Annotated in this window: 17 protein-coding genes; 6 read left to right on the forward strand and 11 right to left on the reverse strand. The window is 64.5% G+C overall.

Translation table 11 applies throughout. The annotated features are described in order from the left end of the window. Positions 1-15 precede the first annotated feature (15 nt). From KAQ61_RS06705 to KAQ61_RS06720, 4 genes are all read left to right on the forward strand, one after another. Positions 16-1,710: a PHA/PHB synthase family protein gene (locus KAQ61_RS06705; protein WP_210930893.1), complete on the forward strand. Its 1,695-nt coding sequence runs from the start codon at positions 16-18 to the stop codon at positions 1,708-1,710. Positions 1,711-1,821: 111 nt separating this feature from the next. Next, complete coding sequence (locus KAQ61_RS06710) at positions 1,822-3,000, forward strand: acetyl-CoA C-acetyltransferase (protein WP_210930895.1); 1,179 nt, start codon at positions 1,822-1,824, stop codon at positions 2,998-3,000. A gap of 140 nt (positions 3,001-3,140) precedes the next feature. Beyond that, on the forward strand, positions 3,141-3,878 hold the full coding sequence (gene phbB / locus KAQ61_RS06715) for an acetoacetyl-CoA reductase (protein ID WP_042418188.1): 738 nt from the start codon (positions 3,141-3,143) through the stop codon (positions 3,876-3,878). 820 nt (positions 3,879-4,698) lie between these two features. After that, on the forward strand, positions 4,699-5,355 hold the full coding sequence (locus tag KAQ61_RS06720; RefSeq protein WP_210930897.1) for a LysE family translocator: 657 nt from the start codon (positions 4,699-4,701) through the stop codon (positions 5,353-5,355). A 205-nt stretch (positions 5,356-5,560) separates the two neighbouring features. On the opposite strand, the gene KAQ61_RS06725 is transcribed toward KAQ61_RS06720, so the two are convergent. From KAQ61_RS06725 to dapC, 6 genes are all read right to left on the reverse strand, one after another. Continuing rightward, positions 5,561-7,549 (reverse strand): ABC-F family ATP-binding cassette domain-containing protein, encoded by a 1,989-nt coding sequence (locus KAQ61_RS06725; RefSeq protein ID WP_210930898.1) that lies wholly within the window; start codon positions 7,547-7,549, stop codon positions 5,561-5,563. Between the two features lie 136 nt (positions 7,550-7,685). Beyond that, positions 7,686-8,615 carry a 50S ribosomal protein L3 N(5)-glutamine methyltransferase gene (gene prmB / locus KAQ61_RS06730; protein ID WP_210930900.1) on the reverse strand — a complete coding sequence of 310 codons (930 nt, stop codon included), beginning with the start codon at positions 8,613-8,615 and terminating at the stop codon, positions 7,686-7,688. Further along, a complete protein-coding gene (gene dapE / locus KAQ61_RS06735) occupies positions 8,612-9,799 on the reverse strand; it encodes a succinyl-diaminopimelate desuccinylase (protein WP_042418178.1) in 1,188 nt (395 codons plus the stop codon). The genes prmB and dapE overlap by 4 nt, the downstream gene beginning before the upstream one ends. Positions 9,800-9,860: 61 nt before the next feature. Next, positions 9,861-11,036 carry a PilT/PilU family type 4a pilus ATPase gene (locus tag KAQ61_RS06740; protein WP_210930902.1) on the reverse strand — a complete coding sequence of 392 codons (1,176 nt, stop codon included), beginning with the start codon at positions 11,034-11,036 and terminating at the stop codon, positions 9,861-9,863. A gap of 104 nt (positions 11,037-11,140) precedes the next feature. Continuing rightward, a complete protein-coding gene (gene dapD / locus KAQ61_RS06745; protein WP_210930904.1) occupies positions 11,141-11,974 on the reverse strand; it encodes a 2,3,4,5-tetrahydropyridine-2,6-dicarboxylate N-succinyltransferase in 834 nt (277 codons plus the stop codon). 9 nt (positions 11,975-11,983) lie between these two features. Further along, positions 11,984-13,189 (reverse strand): succinyldiaminopimelate transaminase, encoded by a 1,206-nt coding sequence (dapC, locus tag KAQ61_RS06750; protein ID WP_210930906.1) that lies wholly within the window; start codon positions 13,187-13,189, stop codon positions 11,984-11,986. A 202-nt stretch (positions 13,190-13,391) separates the two neighbouring features. On the opposite strand from dapC, the gene KAQ61_RS06755 reads away from it, so the two are divergent. Beyond that, positions 13,392-14,888 (forward strand): methyl-accepting chemotaxis protein, encoded by a 1,497-nt coding sequence (locus KAQ61_RS06755; protein WP_210930908.1) that lies wholly within the window; start codon positions 13,392-13,394, stop codon positions 14,886-14,888. Between the two features lie 205 nt (positions 14,889-15,093). On the opposite strand, the gene KAQ61_RS06760 is transcribed toward KAQ61_RS06755, so the two are convergent. The 3 genes from KAQ61_RS06760 to dusA all read right to left on the reverse strand — a co-directional run bounded on the left by KAQ61_RS06760 (position 15,094) and on the right by dusA (position 18,814). After that, positions 15,094-15,741 (reverse strand): RnfABCDGE type electron transport complex subunit B, encoded by a 648-nt coding sequence (locus KAQ61_RS06760; protein ID WP_210930910.1) that lies wholly within the window; start codon positions 15,739-15,741, stop codon positions 15,094-15,096. Positions 15,742-15,746: 5 nt separating this feature from the next. Next, positions 15,747-17,162 (reverse strand): polyhydroxyalkanoate depolymerase, encoded by a 1,416-nt coding sequence (locus KAQ61_RS06765; protein ID WP_210931764.1) that lies wholly within the window; start codon positions 17,160-17,162, stop codon positions 15,747-15,749. Between the two features lie 635 nt (positions 17,163-17,797). Then, positions 17,798-18,814, reverse strand: coding sequence for a tRNA dihydrouridine(20/20a) synthase DusA (gene dusA / locus KAQ61_RS06770; protein ID WP_210930912.1), 1,017 nt, complete (start codon positions 18,812-18,814; stop codon positions 17,798-17,800). 120 nt (positions 18,815-18,934) lie between these two features. Between dusA and KAQ61_RS06775 the strand changes: the two genes are divergently transcribed. Beyond that, positions 18,935-19,984, forward strand: coding sequence for a site-specific integrase (locus KAQ61_RS06775; RefSeq protein ID WP_210930914.1), 1,050 nt, complete (start codon positions 18,935-18,937; stop codon positions 19,982-19,984). Between the two features lie 35 nt (positions 19,985-20,019). Here the strand turns inward: KAQ61_RS06775 and KAQ61_RS06780 are convergent, their stop codons facing one another. Both KAQ61_RS06780 and KAQ61_RS06785 read right to left on the reverse strand, forming a co-directional pair. Further along, positions 20,020-21,246: an IS256 family transposase gene (locus KAQ61_RS06780; RefSeq protein ID WP_210929736.1), complete on the reverse strand. Its 1,227-nt coding sequence runs from the start codon at positions 21,244-21,246 to the stop codon at positions 20,020-20,022. A 74-nt stretch (positions 21,247-21,320) separates the two neighbouring features. Next, positions 21,321-21,575, reverse strand: a complete 255-nt coding sequence (locus KAQ61_RS06785) for a pyocin activator PrtN family protein (RefSeq protein WP_210930916.1) — start codon at positions 21,573-21,575, stop codon at positions 21,321-21,323. Positions 21,576-21,615 lie beyond the last annotated feature (40 nt).

The following is a 21,615-nucleotide window of genomic DNA, read 5'->3' on the forward strand; positions in this document are numbered from 1 at the left end:
CACACAGGAGACAACATGGCTTCGGAAGCTTCTTGGGATCAGAGCGCACAACAGTTCCAGCAATTCTTTGCCGACCAGTGGGCCAAGGCTGTGGCGGCCTTTCCGACAGCGCCTGCTGGCGCTGCGGGTCCTGTCGCAGTGCAGTTGGATGCGGCCAAGCTGCAGGAACTGCAACAGCACTACGTGCGCGAAGCCACCGCACTCTGGAGCCAGGGCGTGGCCCAGCCTTCGGCCCTCAAGGACAAGCGCTTCGGCGCGGCCGCCTGGGCCGAGAACCCCTTGTCCGCGTGGACGGCGAATGCCTACCTGCTCAATGCCCAGGCCCTGACCGGCATGGCCGAGGCCGTGCAGGCCGACGCCAAGACGCGCGAGCGCATCCGCTTTGCCGTGGAGCAATGGGTGGCGGCCATGTCGCCCAGCAACTTCCTGGCCTTGAATCCCGAAGCACAGCAAAAAGCGATTGCCACGAAGGGCCAAAGCCTGGCCCAGGGCATCCAGAACCTGCTGCACGACATGGGGCAGGGCCATGTCTCGATGACCGACGAGAGCGTGTTCGAAGTGGGCAAGAACGTGGCCACCAGCGAAGGTGCGGTGGTCTACGAGAACGACATCTTCCAGTTGATTGAATACAAGCCGCTCACGGCCAAGGTGCATGAGCGGCCCTTCCTGCTGGTGCCGCCGTGCATCAACAAGTACTACATCCTGGACCTGCAGCCGGAGAATTCGCTGATCCGCTATGCGGTCAGCCAGGGCCTACGCACCTTTGTCGTCAGCTGGCGCAACCCGGATGAATCGCTGGGCCACCTGACCTGGGACGACTACATCGAGCATGCCGTGCTCCAGGCGATTGCCGTCACGCAGGAGATCGGTGGGGCCGACCAGATCAACGTCCTGGGCTTTTGCGTTGGCGGCACCATGCTGTCGGCGGCCCTGGCCGTGCTGGCGGCGCGCCAGCAGGCGCCGGTGGCCAGCGCCACTTTGTTGACCACCCTGGTGGACTTCACCGACACCGGCGTGCTGGATGTCTTCATCGACGAAGCCTTTGTCCAGATGCGGGAGCTGCAAATGGGCAAGGGCGGGTTGTTGCAAGGCCAGGAGCTGGCCTCTACCTTCAGCTTTCTGCGCCCCAACGACCTGGTCTGGAACTACGTGGTCGGCAATTACCTGAAGGGCGAGACCCCGCCGCCCTTCGACCTGTTGTACTGGAACAGTGATGCCACCAACCTGCCCGGCCCTTGGTATGCCTGGTACCTGCGCAACATGTACCTGGAGAACAACCTGGTCAAACCCGGGCATCTGACGGTGTGTGGCCAGGCTCTGGATCTGGGCCGTGTGGACGTGCCCCTGTACATCTACGGTTCGCGCGAGGACCACATCGTGCCGATTGGCGGTTCCTACGCATCCACCCAGGTGTTCCCGGGCGAGAAGCGTTTCGTGATGGGCGCGTCCGGGCATATTGCCGGCGTCATCAACCCACCCGCCAAGAACAAGCGCAGCCACTGGATTCGCGCCGATGGCGCCTTGCCCGCCACGCATGCCGAATGGCTGCAGGGAGCGCAAGAGCATCCGGGCAGCTGGTGGACGGACTGGTCCGCATGGCTCAAGGGGCATGCTGGCAAGCTGGTGGCCGCCCCCAAGCGCTATGGCAAGGGCAACCAGTACAAGGCCATCGAGCCGGCACCCGGCCGTTATGTGCTGCAAAAGGCCTGACTGACACAGAACCCCTGCACAATGTGAATTGCCGCCGGCCCAGGGGGTGTGCTGTACGCAGAGCAACACGGGCCGCGGCGCAGAATCAATCAACGACAAGGGACCCATCACATGGAAGACATCGTCATCGTTTCCGCCGTGCGCACTGCCGTGGGCAAGTTTGGGGGAGGCCTGGCCAAAGTGCCGGCCGTCGATCTGGGCGCCACCGTGATCAAGGCCGCCTTGCAGCGCGCCCAGGTGCCGCTGGACCAGGTGGGGGAAGTCATCATGGGCCAGGTGCTCACGGCCGGTGTTGGCCAGAACCCTGCGCGCCAGGCCATGATGAAGGCCGGCGTGGCCCAGGAAACGCCGGCGTTGACCATCAACGCCGTGTGCGGCTCGGGCCTGAAGGCTGTGATGCTGGCGGCCCAGGCCGTGGCGACCGGTGACAGCGAAATCGTGGTGGCGGGCGGCCAGGAAAACATGAGCCTGTCGCCCCACGTGCTGCAGGGCTCGCGCGAAGGCCAGCGCATGGGTGACTGGAGGATGCAGGACACGATGATCTTGGACGGCCTGTGGGACGTGTACAACCAGTATCACATGGGCATCACCGCCGAAAACGTGGCCAAGGAAAACGACATTTCGCGCGGCCAGCAGGATGAGCTGGCGATCGGCAGCCAGCACAAGGCCGCCGCGGCGCAGGACGCGGGCAAGTTCAAGGATGAAATCGTGCCCGTGCTCATTCCCCAGCGCAAGGGCGACCCACTGGTGTTTGAAGCGGACGAGTACATCAACCGCAAGACCAACGCCGAGGCGCTGGCCAGCCTGAAGCCGGCCTTTGACAAGGCCGGCACGGTGACCGCAGGCAATGCCTCGGGTATCAACGACGGCGCGGCCGCCGTGGTGGTGATGTCGGCCAGCAAGGCGGCCGCCCTCGGCCTGAAGCCCCTGGCTACGATCAAGGCCTATGCCACCAGCGGCCTGAACCCCGCCACCATGGGCATGGGGCCGGTGTCCGCCACGCGCAAGGCGCTGCAGCGCGCGGGTTGGCAGGTCGGTGATGTGGACCTGTTTGAGTTGAACGAAGCCTTCGCCGCCCAGGCCTGCGCCGTGAACAAGGTGCTGGGCATTGATGCGGACAAGGTCAATGTCAATGGTGGTGCCATCGCGATTGGCCACCCCATCGGGGCCTCGGGCTGCCGCGTGCTGGTGACCCTGCTGCACGAAATGCAGCGCCGGGATGCCAAGAAGGGCGTCGCGGCACTGTGCATCGGCGGCGGCATGGGCGTGGCCCTGGCGGTTGAGCGCTAAGCATGTGCAAGGACTGTGGCGTGGCCGCCGCACGACAGTGGCCAGCGGGTTAACCGCAACGCGTCTGGAGAGGCGGGCCCGCTACAGTCATTGATACGGATTTGAGCAACGCAAGTACAGCAAGTACAAGGAGATCAGCAATGAGTCAGAAAGTCGCGTATGTCACCGGAGGGATGGGCGGCATTGGCACTGCCATTTGCCAGCGTCTGCATGACGATGGTTTCAAAGTGATTGCGGGCTGCGGCCCCACTCGCGACTTCCAGAAGTGGCTGGACGAGCAAAAGGCCCTGGGCTACACCTTCTACGCCTCCGTCGGCAACGTCGGAGATTGGGCTTCCACCGTCGAGGCCTTCGGCCAGGCCAAGCAGGAGCATGGCAGCATCGATGTGCTGGTGAACAACGCCGGCATCACGCGGGACCGCATGTTCCTGAAGATGACCCCGGACGACTGGCAGGCTGTGATCGAGACCAACCTGAACTCCATGTTCAACGTGACCAAGCAGGTCGTGGGCGACATGGTGGAAAAGGGCTGGGGCCGGGTGATCAACATCAGCTCGGTCAACGGCGCCAAGGGCCAGGCCGGACAGACCAACTACTCGGCGGCCAAGGCGGGCATGCATGGCTTCACCATGGCCCTGGCGCAGGAGCTGGCCAGCAAGGGCGTCACGGTGAACACCGTCAGCCCGGGCTACATTGGCACCGACATGGTCAAGGCGATCCGCCAGGATGTGCTGGACAAGATCGTGGGCACCATCCCCGTCAAGCGCCTAGGCGAGCCCCGGGAAATTGCGTCCATCGTCTCGTGGCTGGCCTCGGAAGATGGCAGCTACTCGACCGGCGCCGATTTCTCGGTCAACGGTGGTCTGCACATGCACTGAGCACTTCTGGTGCCCAGCAAAAAGCCCGCATTGCGCGGGCTTTTTTCATGGAGAACAGGAAACTTGCGAAGTATCGGCCAAGTCACCGGCTGCGCCGGTTGGCACGGTCTGCGGCCTTACAGGCGGGCTGGTGCGCGCTTGCGGTCGCGTTCATCTTCGGGCCAGGCAGACAGAATTTGGGGTTGTGTCATCGTTTCACTCCTTTGTACCTGTTCAACGTGTTGCGGGGCTTTCGGGTTGACGGTGGGGACGCAAGCGTTTGCATGAAGCGTCCCAGTTTGTAACAAGCCTGGGCCCAAAACAAAGCCCGCTGGCAGAGCGGGCTGTAGGGGCAGGCAGCGTGGGCCGCCTGCAGCAAGAGGCTTCAACCGCGCAGGGGAGCGCGCTTGCGGTCACGTTCGTCTTCGGGCCAGATCGAGGCAATGGTGTTCATGGTGGTGTCCTTTGCAGATTCAACGCTGTGCAACCGTTCTGGGTTGACAGGGGCAATCACAGGGGGAGGGAGAACTCAGTGGGCCGTGGTCTGCAGCCCGGGGCCGCCGTGGCAGCAACGGCCATCACAGGCGGGCTGGGCAGCGCTTGCGGTCGCGTTCGTCTTCGGGCCAGACAGACAGGATGGTGGTTGCGGTCATGGGGGATGTACTCCTTATGTATGACCAACAACGTGGGGTGAATCGCCCGCGTTGACACGTTGACGTAAAAAAATGTGGGGTGTTCGGCCGCCTGTTTGCGCGATGTGTCTGCGGCGCGTTCAGGGGGCCGCAGCGCGTGCGGATTGCCTAGAATCGAAGGCTTTGCTGTCTGAAGGCGGGTGGGTGCGATGTCCTGGAATCTCTGGTTGCTGTATGTCTCTCTGGCGGGGGCGCTGATCGTGTCGCCCGGGCCGTCGGCCCTGCTGTGCGTCTCGCACGGCGTGAGCCACGGTGTGCGCCGCACCCTGGGCACGGTGCTGGGGGGGATTACCGCCTCGATGACGCTGATGCTGTTGTCGGCCCTGGGCCTGGGGGCGGTGATTGCGGCTTCCGACACGCTGTTCCACGCGATCAAGTGGGCCGGCGCCGCCTACCTGGTCTATCTGGGCATCAGCACCTGGCGCAGCCGGCCCCAGGCCGTCCCTGCACCGCCAGCGACGCAGTCCGCCGAGGTGGCCGTGCCCGCCACCTCCTTGCCCTCGGCCACCTGGGGCCAGCTGTACCGCAAGGGTTTCATGGTGGGCATTGGTAACCCCAAGGATTTGCTGTTCTTCAGCGCCCTGTTTCCGCAATTCATGAACCCGGCCGAGCCGGTGGCCGGGCAGCTGGCCATCCTGGCGGTGACCTGGATGGTGCTGGATGGCAGCATCATGTCCGCCTATGCCGTCGGCGGCGCCAAGGTGGCGGCCCGTCTGGGTCGCAGTGGCCCCGGGCGCTGGTTCCACCGCGTGACGGGCGGGGCCTTCATTGCGGCGGGCGGGCTGCTGGCGGCCACCAACCGTTAAGACCTGCGTACTGGTGGTACCGCGCAGCATGCATGGGCTGCCTGAGTAGAAGCCTGGATAAAAATATAGCTGCTGACGCTTGTCCTGCCTTGTTTTCAAAGTGGAAATCTTCTGAAAACAAAGCAGGGTGCGCGCGAGCAGCTATTTTTTGTGTTCTGCACCGTGCACCCAGGGCCGGGGCCGCAGGCACACGGGGCTACCGGGTTCAGCCGGCCAGGCCGGCTTCCTGCGTCAGCTGCTCGATCTGTTCGCTCAGCTCCAGCCAGCGCTCTTCCAGCGTATCCAGGGCGTCGCCCACGGTTTTCAGGCGCTTGCCGGCTTCGGCGATGTCGGCTGGCGCAAGCGGCGTGGCCAGCTTGTCCTCCAGCGCGGCTTTTTCGCTCGACAGGGTGGCCATCTGCTTGTCGACCTGCTCCAGCTCCTTCTTCAGCGGCTTGGTCTTTTCCCCCAGTTGCTGGCGCGCGGCGGCGGCCAGGCGGCGGGCTTCGCGCTGGTCGACCGGTGGGGCTGTACCGGCGTCGCTGGCGCTGCTGGTGGGCACGGCGGTGGCCTGTTCGGCCAGCTTGGCTTCTTCGCGCAGGCGCTTGGATTCGTCCAGCAGGTAGCGCTGGTAGTCGTCCAGGTCCCCATCGAACGGGCCGACCACGCCGCGGCCCACCATCCAGAAGTCCTCGCACACGGCGCGCAGCAGGTGGCGGTCGTGCGAGACCAGCATGACGGTGCCATCGAAGTCGTTGATGGCCATGGCCAGGGCCTCGCGCGTGGCCAGGTCCAGGTGGTTGGTGGGTTCGTCCAGCAGCAGCAGGTTGGGGCGCTGCCAGACGATCATGGCCAGCACCAGGCGGGCCTTTTCGCCGCCGCTCATGCTGCCCACGGTCTGCTTGACCATGTCGCCGGTAAAGTTGAAGGTGCCCAGCCAGTTGCGCAGGTCCTGCTCGCGGCTGGCGGCGGGGGCGTCGGCGCCCAGGTCCTTGGCCAGGCGCGTCATGTGCTGCAGCGGGTCTTCGTCCGGGCGCAGCACGTCCAGCTCCTGCTGGGCGAAGTAGCCGATGTTCAGCCCCTTGCCCTCGGTGATCTTGCCGCCCAGGGCCTGCATGGTGCGGGCGATGGTCTTGACCAGGGTGGACTTGCCCTGGCCGTTGGCGCCCAGGATGCCGATGCGCTGGCCCGCCAGCACGGAGCGGCTCACGCCCTGCAGGATGGTGGTGGTCTGGCCGGCCTCGTCGGTGTAGCCGAAGCTGGCATCGGTGATCGCCAGCATGGGGTTGGGCAGGCTGGCCGGGGCTTTGAATTCAAAGGTGAATTCCGCATCGGCCAGTACCGGCGCCACTTTTTCCATGCGCTCGATCATCTTCACGCGGCTTTGGGCCTGCTTGGCCTTGGTGGCCTGGGCCTTGAAGCGGTCGATGAACTTCTGCAGGTGGGCGATCTTGTCCTGCTGCTTCTCGAACGCCGACTGCTGCAGCTCCAGCTGCTGGGCGCGCAGCTCTTCGTACTTGCTGTAGTTGCCGCCGTAGCGCGTGATCTGGCCGCTGGCCAGCTCCAGGGTGACGGTGGTCACCGCGTCCAGGAACTCCCGGTCGTGCGAGATGACGATCATGGTGCCGGGATAGCGCTTGAGCCAGGCTTCCAGCCAGACCAGGGCGTCCAGGTCCAAGTGGTTGGTGGGCTCGTCCAGCAGCAGCAGGTCGGAGGGGCACATCAGCGCGCGCGCCAGCTGCAGGCGCATGCGCCAGCCGCCGGAGAAACTGTTGACGGGCTGGTTCAACTCGCCGGTCTTGAAACCCAGGCCCAGGATCAGCGCCTGGGCGCGCGCCGTGGCGTCGTGGGCGCCGGCGTCCTGCAGGTCGGCATGGGCCTGGGCGATGGCCATGCCGTCGCCCGCCTGTTCGGCGGCCTGCAGGCGCGCCTGCACTTCCATCAGGCGGGTGTCGCCGTCCAGCACAAACTGGGTGGCGGAGTCCTCGGTCTCGGGCATGTGCTGGGCCACCTGGCCCATGCGCCACTGCGTCGGGATGAAGAAGTCGCCGCCGTCTTCGTGCAGCGTGCCGTTGAGCAGGGCGAACAGCGAGGATTTGCCGGCACCGTTGCGGCCGACCAGACCCACGTGTTCACCGGGGTTGATGGTGGCGTTGACGCTGTCGAGCACCACTTTGGTGCCGCGGCGCAGGGTGACGTTTTTCAGGGTGATCATCTGCAGCGAGAAAAAAAGCGCACCCGCAGACGGGGTCCATCGTGCGGGTGTCGAAAAAATAAATAGCGCTTGGCGTAAGCCAGATAAGCGCTAGAGGCCAAAAAGGCTTGAAACTTCAAGCCCGGTGGCACGGCGCTTATTGTGCCGTGCGCTGGGCCTGGGCGACGAGTTCCTGCCGGGTGACCAGCAGCACGGCGTCTTCGCCCACGCTGGTGTCCAGCCAGTAGACCAGCAGCTCGGGGAAGGCGGCCTCGAAGAAGGGGCGCTCGTTGCCGATCTCCAGCACCAGCACGGCGTCCTCGGTCATGCAGGCGGGCGCATCGGCCAACAGCTGGCGGATGAAGTCCATGCCGTCCGTGCCACCGGCCAGGGCCAGCTCGGGCTCGGCCAGGTATTCGTCGGGCAGCTTGGCCATGCTGTCGGCGTTGACGTAGGGCGGGTTGCACAGGATCAGGTCCCAGGGGCCGGGCACCTGGCGCAGGCCATCGGTTTCGACCAGGGTCACGCGATCCTGCAGACCGTGCTTGTCGACATTGATGCGGGCCACGGCCAGGGCGTCGGTGCTGATGTCGGCGCCGGTCACCGCGACCTCGGGCCAGGCCATGGCGGCCAGGCAAGCCAGCGAGCCATTGCCGGTGCACAGGTCCAGCACCTGGCGGGTCTTGTCCGAGAGGAAGTGGTCGATGCTGCCGTCGGCCAGCAGCTCGGCAATGAAGCTGCGCGGCACGATGGCGCGCTCGTCCACGTAGAAGGGCACGCCCATCAGCCAGGCCTCGCGCGTCAGGTAGGCGGCGGGTTTGCGGCTGGCGATGCGTTCTTTGAAAAGAGTAGCGACCTGCACTTGCTGCTCGGGCGTGACGGGCTGATTTTCCACCGAATCTTCGTCGTCGCCCAATGGGGCGTCAATCGGCAGGCCCAGCTGCCACAGCACCAGCCAGATGGCTTCTTCCTCGGCGTTCGCCGTGCCGTGGCCAAAGCCCACGCCGGCCTGGGTCAGGCATTGCGCGCCGGAATCGATCAGGGCGCCAACGGTGGCGCCGTGGGGCAGGGTGTACGCGTGGCTCATGCGGCGGCCCCTTGCACGGCGGCGGCGGACTGCAGCTGCGCATGCAGGTTTTCCAGCACGCGGCGGTAGATGTTCTTCAGCGGTTCCACATCGGCCACGACGATGTGCTCATCAATCTTGTGGATGGTGGCGTTGGGCGGGCCCAGCTCGATCACCTGGGGGCAGACCTTGGCGATGAAGCGGCCGTCGCTGGTGCCACCGCTGGTGGACAGCTCGGTCTCCAGCCCGGTTTCGGCACGGATGGCTTGCTGCGTGGCGTGGACCAGATCGCCGGGCGTGGTCAGGAAGGGTTCGCCCGACAGGCTCCAGGTCAGGTCGTACTCCAGCGCGTGGCGGTCCAGCACGGACTTGACGCGCTGCTTCAGGCTTTCGGCCGTGTTCTCGGTGCTGTAGCGGAAGTTGAAGTCGATCACGACCTCACCGGGGATCACGTTGGATGCGCCCGTGCCGCCATGCATGTTGCTGATCTGCCAGCTGGTGGCGGGGAAGAAGGCGTTGCCCTGGTCCCATTCGATGCTGGCCAGCTCGGCCAGCGCCGGCAGGGCCTGGTGGATGGGGTTGCGCGCCAGCTGCGGATAGGCGATGTGGCCCTGGATGCCTTCCACGGTCAGGCGCCCGCTGAGCGAGCCGCGGCGGCCGTTCTTGATCATGTCGCCGGTCTGCTGCACGGCCGTGGGCTCGCCCACGATGCACCAGTCCATGGGCTCGCCGCGCGCGTGCAGGGCCTGGCAGACGATCTTGGTGCCATCATGGCCGGGGCCTTCCTCGTCGCTGGTCAGCAGGAAGGCAATGTCCAGGGGCGTGTCGGTCTGCTGGGCCAGGAATTCCTCGACGGCCACGACAAAGGCGGCGATGGAGGTCTTCATGTCGCTGGCACCGCGGCCGAACAGCTTGCCGTCGCGGTAGGAGGGGGTGAACGGCGGGCTGCCCCATTGCTCCACCGGGCCGGTGGGCACCACGTCGGTGTGGCCGGCGAAGATCAGTGTCTTGGCCGCGGGGTGGCCGCTGCGGCGCACGGCCCAGAGGTTGTGCACGCGGAAGCTGTCGGGGCCGCCGTCCATGCGCTCGCAGGCAAAGCCCAGGGGGGCCAGGCGGTCGGCCAGCATTTCCAGGCAGCCGGCATCTTCGGGGGTGATAGAGGGGCGGCTGATCAGTTGCTCAGCCAGTTGCAGGGTGCGGGACATGAGAGAAATCCAAAATGGGCTGCACCTTGCGGGCAACCTGGCCCCCAGTCTGCACGGGGGCTTATGTTTTAAGACCGGTGTTCAGCAACAAGTCGCCAAACTCGGGCAGGGCCGGGACGTTCTGCTCCACTGCAGGGGCCAGCGATTCCAGGGGACTGCTGGCCGGAGCGGCTTTTTGGGGCGCATTTTGCAGGCGCCACATCAAGTTGGTGGGCGAGTCGGCATTGGCCAAGCCTTCACTGCGGTCAATTGTGCCACTGGTGATGAGGCGCGCCAGGTCTTCTTCGAAGGTTTGCGAGCCTTCGGCCATGGACTGCTCCATGTTGTCGCGCACGCCGGAAAAGTCGCCCTTTTCGATCAGCTCGGACACCAGCTTGGTGTTGAGCAGCACTTCCACGGCCGGCACGCGCTTGCCCGCCGGCGTGCGCAGCAGGCGCTGGGTGACCACGGCCTTCAGCGACGAGGACAGGTCGCCCAGCATGGTGGCGCGCACCTCCACGGGGTAGAAGCTCAGGATGCGGTTCAGGGCGTGGTAGCTGTTGTTGCCGTGCAGCGTGGCCAGTACCAGGTGGCCCGATTGCGCATAGGCGATCGCGGCGGACATGGTTTCGCGGTCGCGGATCTCGCCAATCAGGATCACGTCCGGCGCCTGGCGCAGCGCGTTCTTCAGTGCCACCTGCAGCGACTGGGTGTCGGAACCCACTTCGCGCTGGTTGACGATGGAGCGCTTGTTGCGGAACTGGAATTCGATCGGGTCCTCGATGGTCAGAATGTGGCCCGAGCGCTGTTCGTTGCGGCTGTCGATCATGGCCGCCAGGGTGGTGCTCTTGCCGGAGCCGGTGGCACCGACCACCAGCAGCAGGCCGCGCTTTTCCAGAATCAGCTGGTTCAGGATGGGCGGCAGCTTGAGCTCTTCCAGCTTGGGGATCTGCTGGGCGATGAAGCGCACCACGACGGCCACCGAACCCCGCTGGCGCATGGCGCTGACGCGAAAGCGGCCCACGCCCTTGATGGGCACGGCCATGTTGAGCTCGCCCGTGTCCTGCAGCACCTCCATGTCGTGGGGAGACACCACTTCGGCCAGCAGGGCGCGCGGCGCGTCTGGCGGCAGGAGCTGGTTGTTGATGGGCACGCAGACCCCGTCGATCTTGATGAGCGCGGGGGAATTGGCGGACAGGTAAACGTCCGAGGCGTGCTTTTCCGCCATCAGGCGCAGGATGCGTTCCATCATGCTCATGCCGAAACCTCTGATTAAAAAACTGGGGGCTTTGTTGCAGGCCTGTAGTCTGCAGCAAAACCCCCAGCTTGCGATTTAGAGCTTGTCTAAATGCTTGATGCGCATCAATCGCGCAACAGGTCGTTCAGGCTGGTGGTAGAGCGGGTCTTGGCGTCCACGGTCTTCACGATGATGGCAGCGTACATGGAGTAGTCCTTGCCGTCCTTGGTCTTCTTGGGCAGGTTGCCCGAGACCACCACGGAGCCTGCGGGCACGCGGCCGTAGGTGATTTCACCGGTTTCGCGGTTGAAGATGGGGGTGGACTGGCCGATGTACACGCCCATGGAGATCACGGAGTTCTCTTCCACGATCACGCCTTCGACCACTTCGGAGCGTGCGCCGATGAAGCAGTTGTCTTCAATGATGGTGGGGTTGGCCTGCAGGGGTTCCAGCACGCCGCCCAGGCCCACGCCGCCCGACAGGTGGACGTTCTTGCCCACTTGGGCGCAGGAGCCGACGGTAGCCCAGGTGTCGACCATGGTGCCGGCGTCCACGTAGGCGCCGATGTTCACGTAGGAAGGCATCAGGATGGCGCCCTTGGCGATGAAGGAGCCGCGGCGCGCCACGGCAGGCGGCACCACGCGCACGCCGGTGGCGGCGATGTCGGCTTCGCTCAGGCCTTCGTACTTGGTGGGCACCTTGTCGAAGAAGTTCAGGGCGCCGGCGGACATCAGCTTGTTGTCGTTCAGGCGGAAGGACAGCAGCACGGCCTTCTTCAGCCACTGGTGCACGGTCCACTGGCCCACGCCTTCACGGCTGGCCACGCGCAGCGTGCCGTTGTCCAGCTGCTGCAGGGCGAATTCGACGGCTTCTACGACTTCCTTGGGGGCAGAGGCTGCGGACAGCTCGGCGCGGTTGTCCCAAGCGGTTTCGATGATCTGTTGGAGTTGCTGTGTCATAGGAGCAAATTACTTCAAATGTTTTTGGATGAAATCGGCGGTGCGCTGAGCGGCTTCCACGCATTCGGAGGTTTCTGCCACCAGGGCCAGGCGCACACGCTGGGCCCCCGGGTTGTGGCCACGCGCATCGCGGGCCAGGTAGCTGCCGGGCAGGACAGTAACATGGTTTTGCGCGTACAAGGCCTGTGCAAACTCAGTGTCCGTCATGCCCAAAGCATCGGGGATGCGGGGCCAGAGGTAAAAACCGGCATCCGGCAGGCGCACGTCCATCACGGGCTCCAGGATGGGCATGACGGCGGCGAACTTGTCGCGGTAGAGCTGGCGGTTGTGCTCCACATGGGCCTCGTCCGACCAGGCAGCGATGCTGGCGTGCTGGATCGGCAGGCCCATGGCACCACCGTGGTAGGTGCGGTACAGCAGGAAGGATTTGAGCAGCTTGGCGTCACCGGCCACAAAGCCGCTGCGCAGACCCGGCACATTGCTGCGCTTGGACAGGCTGGTGAAGGCCACCAGGTTGCGGTAGTCGCTGCGGCCCAGCTGCACGGCGGCTTCCAGGCCGCCCAGGGGCGCTTCTTCGCGGAAATAGATTTCGCTGTAGCACTCGTCCGAGGCAATCACGAAGCCGTGGCGGTCCGACAGCGCGAACAGCTTCTCCCATTCCGACAAGGGCATGACCGCGCCCGTGGGGTTGCCGGGTGAGCAGACGTAGATCAGCTGGGTCCGGGCCCAGACCTCGTCCGGCACGCTGTCCCAGTCCACGGCGAAGTTGCGCGCGGGATCGCTGGGCACGAAGTAGGGCTGCGCGCCGGCCAGCAGCGTGGCGCCTTCGTAGATTTGGTAGAAGGGATTGGGGCACAGCACCGTGGCGCCGGGCTGCGTGGGGTCGATGATGGTCTGGGCGAAGGAAAACAGAGCTTCGCGCGAGCCGTTGACGGGCAGGATCTGGGTGGCTGCGTCCACTGCGATGCCATAGCGGCGCTGCATCCAGTCGCTGCAGGCCTGGCGCAGGCGCAGGTCGCCGGCGGTGGCAGGGTAGTTGGCCAGACCCGCCAGGTTGCCGCACAGGCTGGTCTTGATGAATTCCGGCGTGTCGTGCCGTGGCTCGCCAATCCCCAGGCTGATGGGGCGCAGATCGGCGGGTGGTGTCACCCCCGCAAAAAGTTGGCGCAGCCGCTCGAAGGGATAGGGCTGGAGGTGTTGGAGCAGGGGATTCATGGTCCAAATATTATGGGGTCAGAATGTCGCCCGCTTTGTGCTTGATGCGTGATGCCGGGGGTCTGCAGACCGCAGGCATCCGGGGTGGGGCGGCGAAAAACGAACAAGGCTAGCTGGGAAAACCCCCAAGGCTGGCGTCGCCTCCCGGAGTTACAACCCTTTGTAACGAATTTCATCGTGTGCGAACGCAGGGAGGGGGAGCATGCACAAGCCAATGCGTTGGGTGCTCAGGCACTGCAAGCTGGGCGGAAAGCTGGCGCTGATCGGCGTCAGCGGCGGAGTGGCCATGCTGGCCGCATGGGTGGCTGCGGGCCAGGGCTGGGCGCCTGGGCTGCAGGTGGGCCTGCCGGCGGTGGCGGGCCTGTGGTTCTTGTATGTGCTGTACAGCGTCTACAGCAGCCTGGCCCATGAGGTGGCGCGCCTGCTGACGGCGATGGAGCACGCAGCCCAGGGCAATCTGGCCCACCGCATCACGGCCCACGGGGCCGATGAGCTGGCGCAGATGGCCCGCCTGCTGGACAGCATGGTGGTGGCCTTGTCCAGCATGGTGGCCGAAATCCGCAGCAACGCAGCCCTGGTTACGCAGGCCGGGCACACGCTCACCCAGGACAACCAGGCCCTGGCGGCGCGCACCGAGCTGCAGGCCTCGAACGTGGCGCAGACCGTGGTCAGCGTGGAGCAGGTCACGGCCGTGGTGCAGAACAATGCCGAGACGGCCGTGGCCGCCGACCGCTGCACGGCCCAGGTGCGCCAGGCGGTGGAGCAGGGCAGCGGTGTGATGGAGCAGGCCGTGCAGTCGGTCGAGGCGATCGAGCGCAGCGCCGGGCGCATGTCCGAGATCATTGCCGTGATCGACGGGATTGCGTTCCAGACCAACATCCTGGCGCTGAATGCGGCCGTCGAGGCGGCGCGCGCGGGCGAGCAGGGGCGTGGCTTTGCTGTGGTGGCTTCCGAGGTGCGCAGCCTGGCGCAGCGCTCCGCCGAGGCCTCCAAGGAGATCCGCCTGCTGATCGAGGACTCCGTGCGGCAGGTGGCCAGCAGCACGCAGCTGATCCGCCAGGCGGGCCAGGGCATGCACCAGGTGGCGCAGGGCGTGCGCAGCGTGGCCGGGCATGTGGAGGCGATTTCGGAGTCCGGCAACAGCCAGGGCACCGGGCTGCAGCAGATCCACCAGGCGGTGCACCAGATCGACCAGGTCACCCAAGAGAACGCGCTGATGGTGCGCCATGTGGTGCAGGAAGCGCAGGCGCTGGAGCAGCGCGCGGCCACGCTGTCGGAAGCGGTGGAGCGTTTTCGCCTGCAGCAGGGCACGGCGGTCGAGGCCGTGGCCCTGGTGGAGCGGGCCGTGGCCCTGCGCCGCATGGGCATGGCGCAGCAGCAGTACTGGCAGGCGCTGACGGACCCGCAGCAACCCTTCCATGACCGCGACATGTATGTGTTTGTGCTGGATGCCGGCGGGCAGTACCTGGCCTTCGGTGGCAACCCGGGCAAGCGCGGTACCCGGGTGCAGGACGTCAAGGGGGTGGATGGCGATGCCCTGCTGCGCGCCATCATTGCGCAGGCCGAGCAGGGGGCGGGCTGGGTCGAGTACGACTTCACCAACCCCGTGTCGGGCAAGGTGCAGGCCAAGATGTCCTATGTCTGCAAGCAGGACGGCGTGTACCTGGGCTGCGGCGTCTACAAGAGCTTTGCGGGCTGAGTGCTCTTGATGCCCTTGGCGTGGCCCTGGTGGCAGGGGTGCTCGGGTTGTGGGCATGCTGCTGCAGGCAGCGCGTGCCATGGCATACGGGTGGAGCCACCAATGGCATGACGCACTGGGCCTCAAAATGGCCTGCAGCGCTGATGAAACCGGCGCCTGCAGCTATCAATACAGGAACTTCGGCAATCGGAGGGGGCTGACGGGCTCAGTGCCCGCGCAGGCCGCGGGCTTTGGCCAGGGCGGCGGCAATCGCCGCTTTCTTGTCGGGCACCACCTCGGGCACGGGGGCAGTGGCCTGGGCATTGGCGTTGATGCTGTCCGTCAGCCCCTGGGCCTGCAGCCGCTGCTGGCGCGCGTGGTAGCGCTGCTTGGCGTACTGCGCCTGTGCGGGCGTCCAGGCCTCCCAGCCGGTGCGCGCGCCGCTGACGACCTCCAGCTCGATACAGTCCACCGGGCAGACGGGGATGCACAGCTCGCAGCCGGTGCAGTGCGCCGGCATCACCGTGTGCATCTGCTTGTTGGCGCCCAGGATGGCGTCGGTGGGGCAGGCTTTCAGGCACAGGGTGCAGCCGATGCACCAGTCCTCGTCAATGCGTGCCAGTGTCAGCGGCCCTTCAATGCCGAACTGCGGGTTCAGCGGCTGCACGGGCTGGCCGGTCAGGGCCGCCAGCCTCGCAATGCCTTCCGTGCCCCCGGGCGGGCACTGGTTGATGGGCGCGCCTTCCTCGGCAATCGCCTGGGCATAGCGGGCACAGTCGGGGTAGCCGCAACGGGTGCATTGCGTTTGCGGCAGGGCGGCATCAATGGAAAAAGCCAGTCCGGTGAGGACTGGCTTGGGCTGAATTTCAGGCATGCAGTCTAGCGGGTGCCACGCCGGCGCGCCCTGGACGCGGGGGCCGGCTTGGCGGTGGTCGGTGTCCAGGGGGCAGAGTGTGGCGCAACTTGGGGGGCGGCGTCTTCGGCGTGCACCAATTCCCCGTCATGGACCGGTGCGCTGTCGGCGGCCGGGGCGGGTTGGTGGGCGTAGATGAAGCCGCGCACCTTGGGATAGACCATGTCGCGCCAGCGGCGGCCGCTGAAGATGCCGTAGTGGCCGGCCCCCATGACGTCGTAGTGCAGGCGCATGGTGGCAGGAATGTTGGCGCACAGCTCCTGCGCGGCGCGGGTCTGGCCGGAGCCGGAGATGTCGTCCAACTCGCCTTCGATGGTGAACAGCGCGGTGCTGGTGATGTCCTGGGGCTTCACGCGCTCCAGCGTGCCGTCCGGCGCGCGCACGTCCCAGGTGCCGTTGACCAGCTTGAAGTCCTGGAACACGGTCTGGATGGTTTCCAGGTAGTAATCGGCGTCCATGTCCAGCACGGCGTTGTACTCGTCGTAGAACTTGCGGTGCTGCTCGACGCTCGCGTCATCGCCCTTGACCAGGTTCTTGAAGTAGTCGTAATGGCTGTTGGCGTGGCGGTCGGGGTTCATGGCCACAAAGCCGGAGTACTGCAAGAAGCCGGGGTAGACACGGCGGCCGGCGCCCGGGTAGTTGTCCGGCACGCGGTAGATGACATTGTTCTCGAACCACTCGAAGCTGCGCTGCACGGCCAGGTTGTTGACGGCCGTGGGGGTGCGGCGCGCATCAATGGGGCCGCCCATCATGGTCATGGTCAGTGGCGTGGTCTCGCCGCGGCTGGCCATCAGCGACACGGCGGCCAGCACTGGCACCGTGGGCTGGCAGACGCTGATGACGTGGCAGTTGCCGTACTGCTGCTGCAGGTAGCGGATGAATTCCTGCACATAGTTGATGTAGTCGTCCAGGTGGAACTCGCCGTCTTCCAGGGGCACCAGGCGGGCGTTCTTCCAGTCGGTGATGAAGACCTTGTGGTCGCTCAGCAGGCTTTTGACCGTGTCGCGCAGCAAGGTGGCATAGTGGCCCGACAGCGGGGCGACGACCAGCACTGGGGGCTGGGTGAGCAGGGTGTCCAGCGTCTCAGGATCGTCCGAGAAACGCTTGAAGCGGCGCAGCTCGCAAAATGGCTTGTCGATCTCAACACGCTCGAGGATGGTGACCTTGACGCCATGCACGGGCACGGACTGGATGCCAAATTCGGGCTTTTCATAGCCCTTGCCCAGGCGGTAGAACAGGTCAAAACCGGCCGAGATGCGTTGGGCAAATGGCCACTGCGCCATGGGCAGCAGCGGATTGGTGTACAGCTTGGAGGTGGCTTGCGCAAAGTCGGCAAAGGGTGCCAGCAGGGCGCGTTGGGTTTCGTAGAACTGGTAGAGCATGGCGGGCATACCTCGTTATGTTGCACTGCAATATAACAGCATGCGGCGCCGGCGCGGAATGGCACTATCCAGGGGATGGCGTCGCGCAGGCGACAAGCGTGCGCCAGCCCGTTCGCGTGCTGCAATAATTGAAATAAGCGGCCTCCCCGGCAGCCTTGCACAAGCCCTGGACGGCGAAAGGGCCTTGCAGGAAAGCATAGCGCTCAGCGCTCGTGGGAGCGGGGTGTTAAAGGATAAATCATTCAAAAATCAAGCTGTGCAAGCGCCAGCAGCTACGTTTTTTTGATTTTCATGCAGCCACAGCCACAGTCACAGCCACAGCCACAGGCGCGCTGCGGGCCTGTAACCTAGATCGTTCAAATGCGCTGGCACCTACAGAATCGCTCGGTCTGCAGTTCGTTGCGATGGGACCCCAGGGCGGTGGCCACGGTGCAGGCATGCTAGAGCTTTGGTGAGGTTGGGCCCGGGGCTGTGGTGCGGGACGGCAGAACGGAACTCCCTCCAACCGACCGGTGCGGGGCCTGTAGGGGATGCCAAGGCCTGCACGCTGGTGGCGCTGGCAGATATCTGTCATGCAGAAGCAAACATGCTCGTCGCACGCCCGCTCCTGCATGGCGCCGTCGCCCATAAGGGGCTTATTCGGGCTGGGAGCCCTCCGGCCGGGTATTGGCAATCGCCGAGACTTCGCGGGCCGGCAGGTGCTTGAGGCGGTGGTCACTCCACACCTGGCGCCAGCGGCGCGCGCCCGGCAGGCCGTGGCGCAGGCCCAGCATGTGGCGGGCAATCGCGTACCAGTGGGTGTCGTGATCGCGCGCTTCGCGTTCCATGTACGCGACCATGGCCTGCTCGATGTCCGTGTGGGTCAATGTGGACGCAGGCGCGCCGAAGTACAGCTCGTCCCAGCGGGCCATCCACCAGGGGTTGTGGTAGGCCTCGCGGCCCACCATCACGCCGTCGACCTGCTGCAGCTGCTCTTGCACCACCGCGTCGGTCTTGATGCCGCCGTTGATGGCAATCGTCAGGTGCGGGAACTCGCGCTTGAGCTGGGCCACGATTTCGTAGCGCAGCGGTGGAATGTCGCGGTTTTCCTTGGGCGACAGGCCTTGCAGCCAGGCGTTGCGGGCATGGACGATGAAGACCTCGCAGCCGGCCTTGGCCACGGTGCCGACAAAGTCGCGCACAAAGTCATAGCTCTCTATCTTGTCGATGCCGATGCGGTGCTTGACGGTGACGGGAATGTCCACCGCATCGCGCATGGCCTTGACGCCCTCGGCCACCAGACTGGCCTCGTTCATCAGGCAGGCACCAAAGGCGCCGCGCTGCACCCGTTCGCTGGGGCAGCCGCAATTGAGGTTGATCTCGTCATAGCCCCAGTCCTGGCCGATCCTCGCGGCCTTGGCCAGATCACCCGGTTCGCTGCCACCCAGTTGCAGGGCCACGGGGTGTTCTTCGGCGTTGAAGCGCAGGTGGCGCGGCACATCCCCGTGCAGCAAGGCACCGGTGGTGATCATCTCGGTGTAGAGCAGGGTGTGGCGGCTCAGCAGGCGGTGCAGGTAGCGGCAATGCCGGTCCGTCCAGTCCAACATCGGTGCCACGGACATACGCCATGGCGATGCAAGTTCTTGTTTTGATTGTGTTTCTTTGGTGTTCATCGTCAGTTTTGGCCATCTGTAGCACTATCCGTAGCACCCCGAAAACCACCAAAAAACCCTGAATTCTGCCTGCCGGTGCTACAGTGAGTGCTACGAAGACGGCTTGTAGCACTGGACACCATGGGAACAATATCGGCACGAACGCGGGCGGATGGTACGACCGCGTACACGGCACAGATTCGCCTGAAAGACCAGGGCGTTATTGTGCACACAGAAGCTCAGACCTTCACGAAGAAGGCTTTGGCGCAGGCCTGGATGAAGCGCCGGGAAGCGGTGCTTGAAGAACAGCGCGCCACCGGCGGGCTCAGTAAGGACAAGATCACGGTGGGTGATCTGCTGGACGCCTATGTGCAGCAGTCCGAGGGCATCACCGAATGGGGTCGGTCGAAGAAGGCGGACATCGCACGGCTGCGCACCTGCGGCCTGGCCGCCAAAGACGCGCGCCTGTTGACCGCTGCCGACATCATCGATTACGCCAAGCGCCGGCGGATCGATGACGAGGCGGGGCCGGCCACGGTGCTCAACGACATCGTGTGGCTGCGACAGGCGTTCCTGTCGGGCGCAACCATGTTCGACATCAAGCAGCCGGTCGTCGCCGCTGACGCCGCGAAGCTGGAACTGTTCCGGATGAAGGTGATTGCCAAGCCAGCGCAGCGCAAGCGCAGGCTGTCGGCAGAGGAAGAAGCGAAGCTGGGGGATTATTTCGGCAGTCGGGATGCGCGTGCGCGAATACCGATGCTGGACATTTTCAAATTCGCACTGTTGACCGCAAGACGGCAAGAGGAAATCTGCCGGATTAAATGGGTCGATATTGATTTTGAAAAAGGGACATGCTGGCTGGATGACGTGAAGCATCCAACGCAGAAGAAGGGGAATAGGCGCGAGTTTCGTATATTGAAACCGGCCTTAGAGATCATTCAGTCGCAACCAAACAAGGCTGACGAGGTTTTCCCGTACAACTCAAAAAGCGTGGGTGCTGCGTTCACACGTGCCTGCCACTTCCTTGAGATTACGGGGTTGCGCTTCCATGACTTGAGGCATGAGGCCACCAGTCGGTTATTCGAAAAAGGGTACAGCATTCAAGAAGTGGCACAGTTCACGTTGCATGAATCCTGGGCCACCCTCAAACGCTATACCCACCTGAAGCCTGAAAACGTGCCGGAGCGTTAGGGGGTGTCCGAATTTTTGTGTAAACGGGTCGGACTTCAATTGACGGAGATGCGGTCTCCGAACTGAATGGTAAAGCGGGTCAGTGCGGCCTTCCAATCCCGGATGGGCATGGTCCACTTCTGGCTGATGTTGCGCAGCGCCAGGTAGAACAGCTTGGTCAGCGCCTCGTCACTGGGGAACGAGCCCCGGTTCTTGCTCAGCTTCCTCAGGCTCATGTTCACCGACTCGATGGCATTGGTGGTGTAGATGACCTTGCGGATTTCCGGCGGGTAGTCAAAGAACGGGGTCAAGCGGCTCCAGTTCCTGCGCCAGGACTGGCCGATGGGCAGGTACTCGGCATCCCATCGGGCCTCGAACTCTGCGAGCATCAGTTCGGCCTCCTCGGCGGTGGCGGCCGTGTAGATGCGGCGCAGGTCGGCCGCCACTTCCTTGCGGCGCTTCCATGAGACGTAGTTCAGGCTGTGGCGCACCATGTGAACGATGCACAGTTGCACCACCGCCTTGGGGAACACCGCCTCGATGGCGTCAGGGAAACCCTTGAGCCCATCGACACAGGCAATGAAGATGTCCTGCACGCCCCGGTTGCGCAGTTCGGTCACGACCTGCAGCCAGAACTTGGCTCCCTCGGTTTGCGCCAGCCACAGACCCAGCACCTCCTTCTCGCCCGTCATGGTGATGCCGATGGCCAGGTACACCGCCTTGACCCGCACCGCGCCCTCGCGCACCTTCACGTGGATGCAGTCCAGATAGACGATGGGGTAAATCGGCTCCAGCGGCCGGGCCTGCCAGGCCTTGACCTCGTCGGCCACGGCATCTGTCACCGAGGAAATCAGGCTGGGTGAGACCTCGGTGCCGTACATCTCTTCGAGGTGGGCCTGTATCTCGCGCACCGTCATGCCACGGGCGTACAGCGAGATGATTTTGTCGTCGAAGCCGGCCCAGCGGGTCTGGTGCTTGGGGATGAGCTGAGGCTCGAAGCTGCCATGGCGGTCGCGTGGCACTTCGATGGGCAATTCGCCGAACTCGCCCTTGAGGGTCTTCTTGCTCTTGCCGTTGCGGGTGTTGCCAGCGGGGTTGGCCACCGCCTCGTTGCGTTCATGGCCCAGGTGCTCAGTCAGCTCAGCGTCCAAAGCTCGCTCGACCAGCAGCTTGGTCAGTTGCTTGAGCAGGCCGTTCTCGCCGATGAGGTCTTCAGGCTTCTTGTAGTTGGCCAGCAGGCCAGACAGCAGTTCTTCGGGTACGTCGTGTTTCTTGGTGTTCATTGTGTTTACGGACAGCCCGGCTTGCGCCGGCGGTGGATTGTCCGTTTACACAAAATTCTGCACACCCTCGAGCGTTAAGCACGCATTTTCTGCCAGTCGTTCTCTGCTTCTCGCTTTTTGCTGTCGATGTAGTCGGCCAGCTTTTTGGCATCAATAAACCAAGGGCTGCGCTGGCCCCCCAGCTTATATGTAGGCACGGGCAGATCCTGCAGGCAGGCTCGCTCGTTCGCCTTTCTGGGCTCCATGCCAAAGAAGTCCTTGCTGATTTTTTCAAGCGGGATATTCACGTCGCCAAATTTGGCGAGCAGTGCAAAGAGTGTGGTGCTCATTTTCTTCAGGCTATAAAAAACCCCACCTTAGAGGCGGGGT

Source organism: Comamonas aquatica, from assembly GCF_018064205.1.
Lineage (GTDB): Bacteria > Pseudomonadota > Gammaproteobacteria > Burkholderiales > Burkholderiaceae_C > Comamonas > Comamonas aquatica.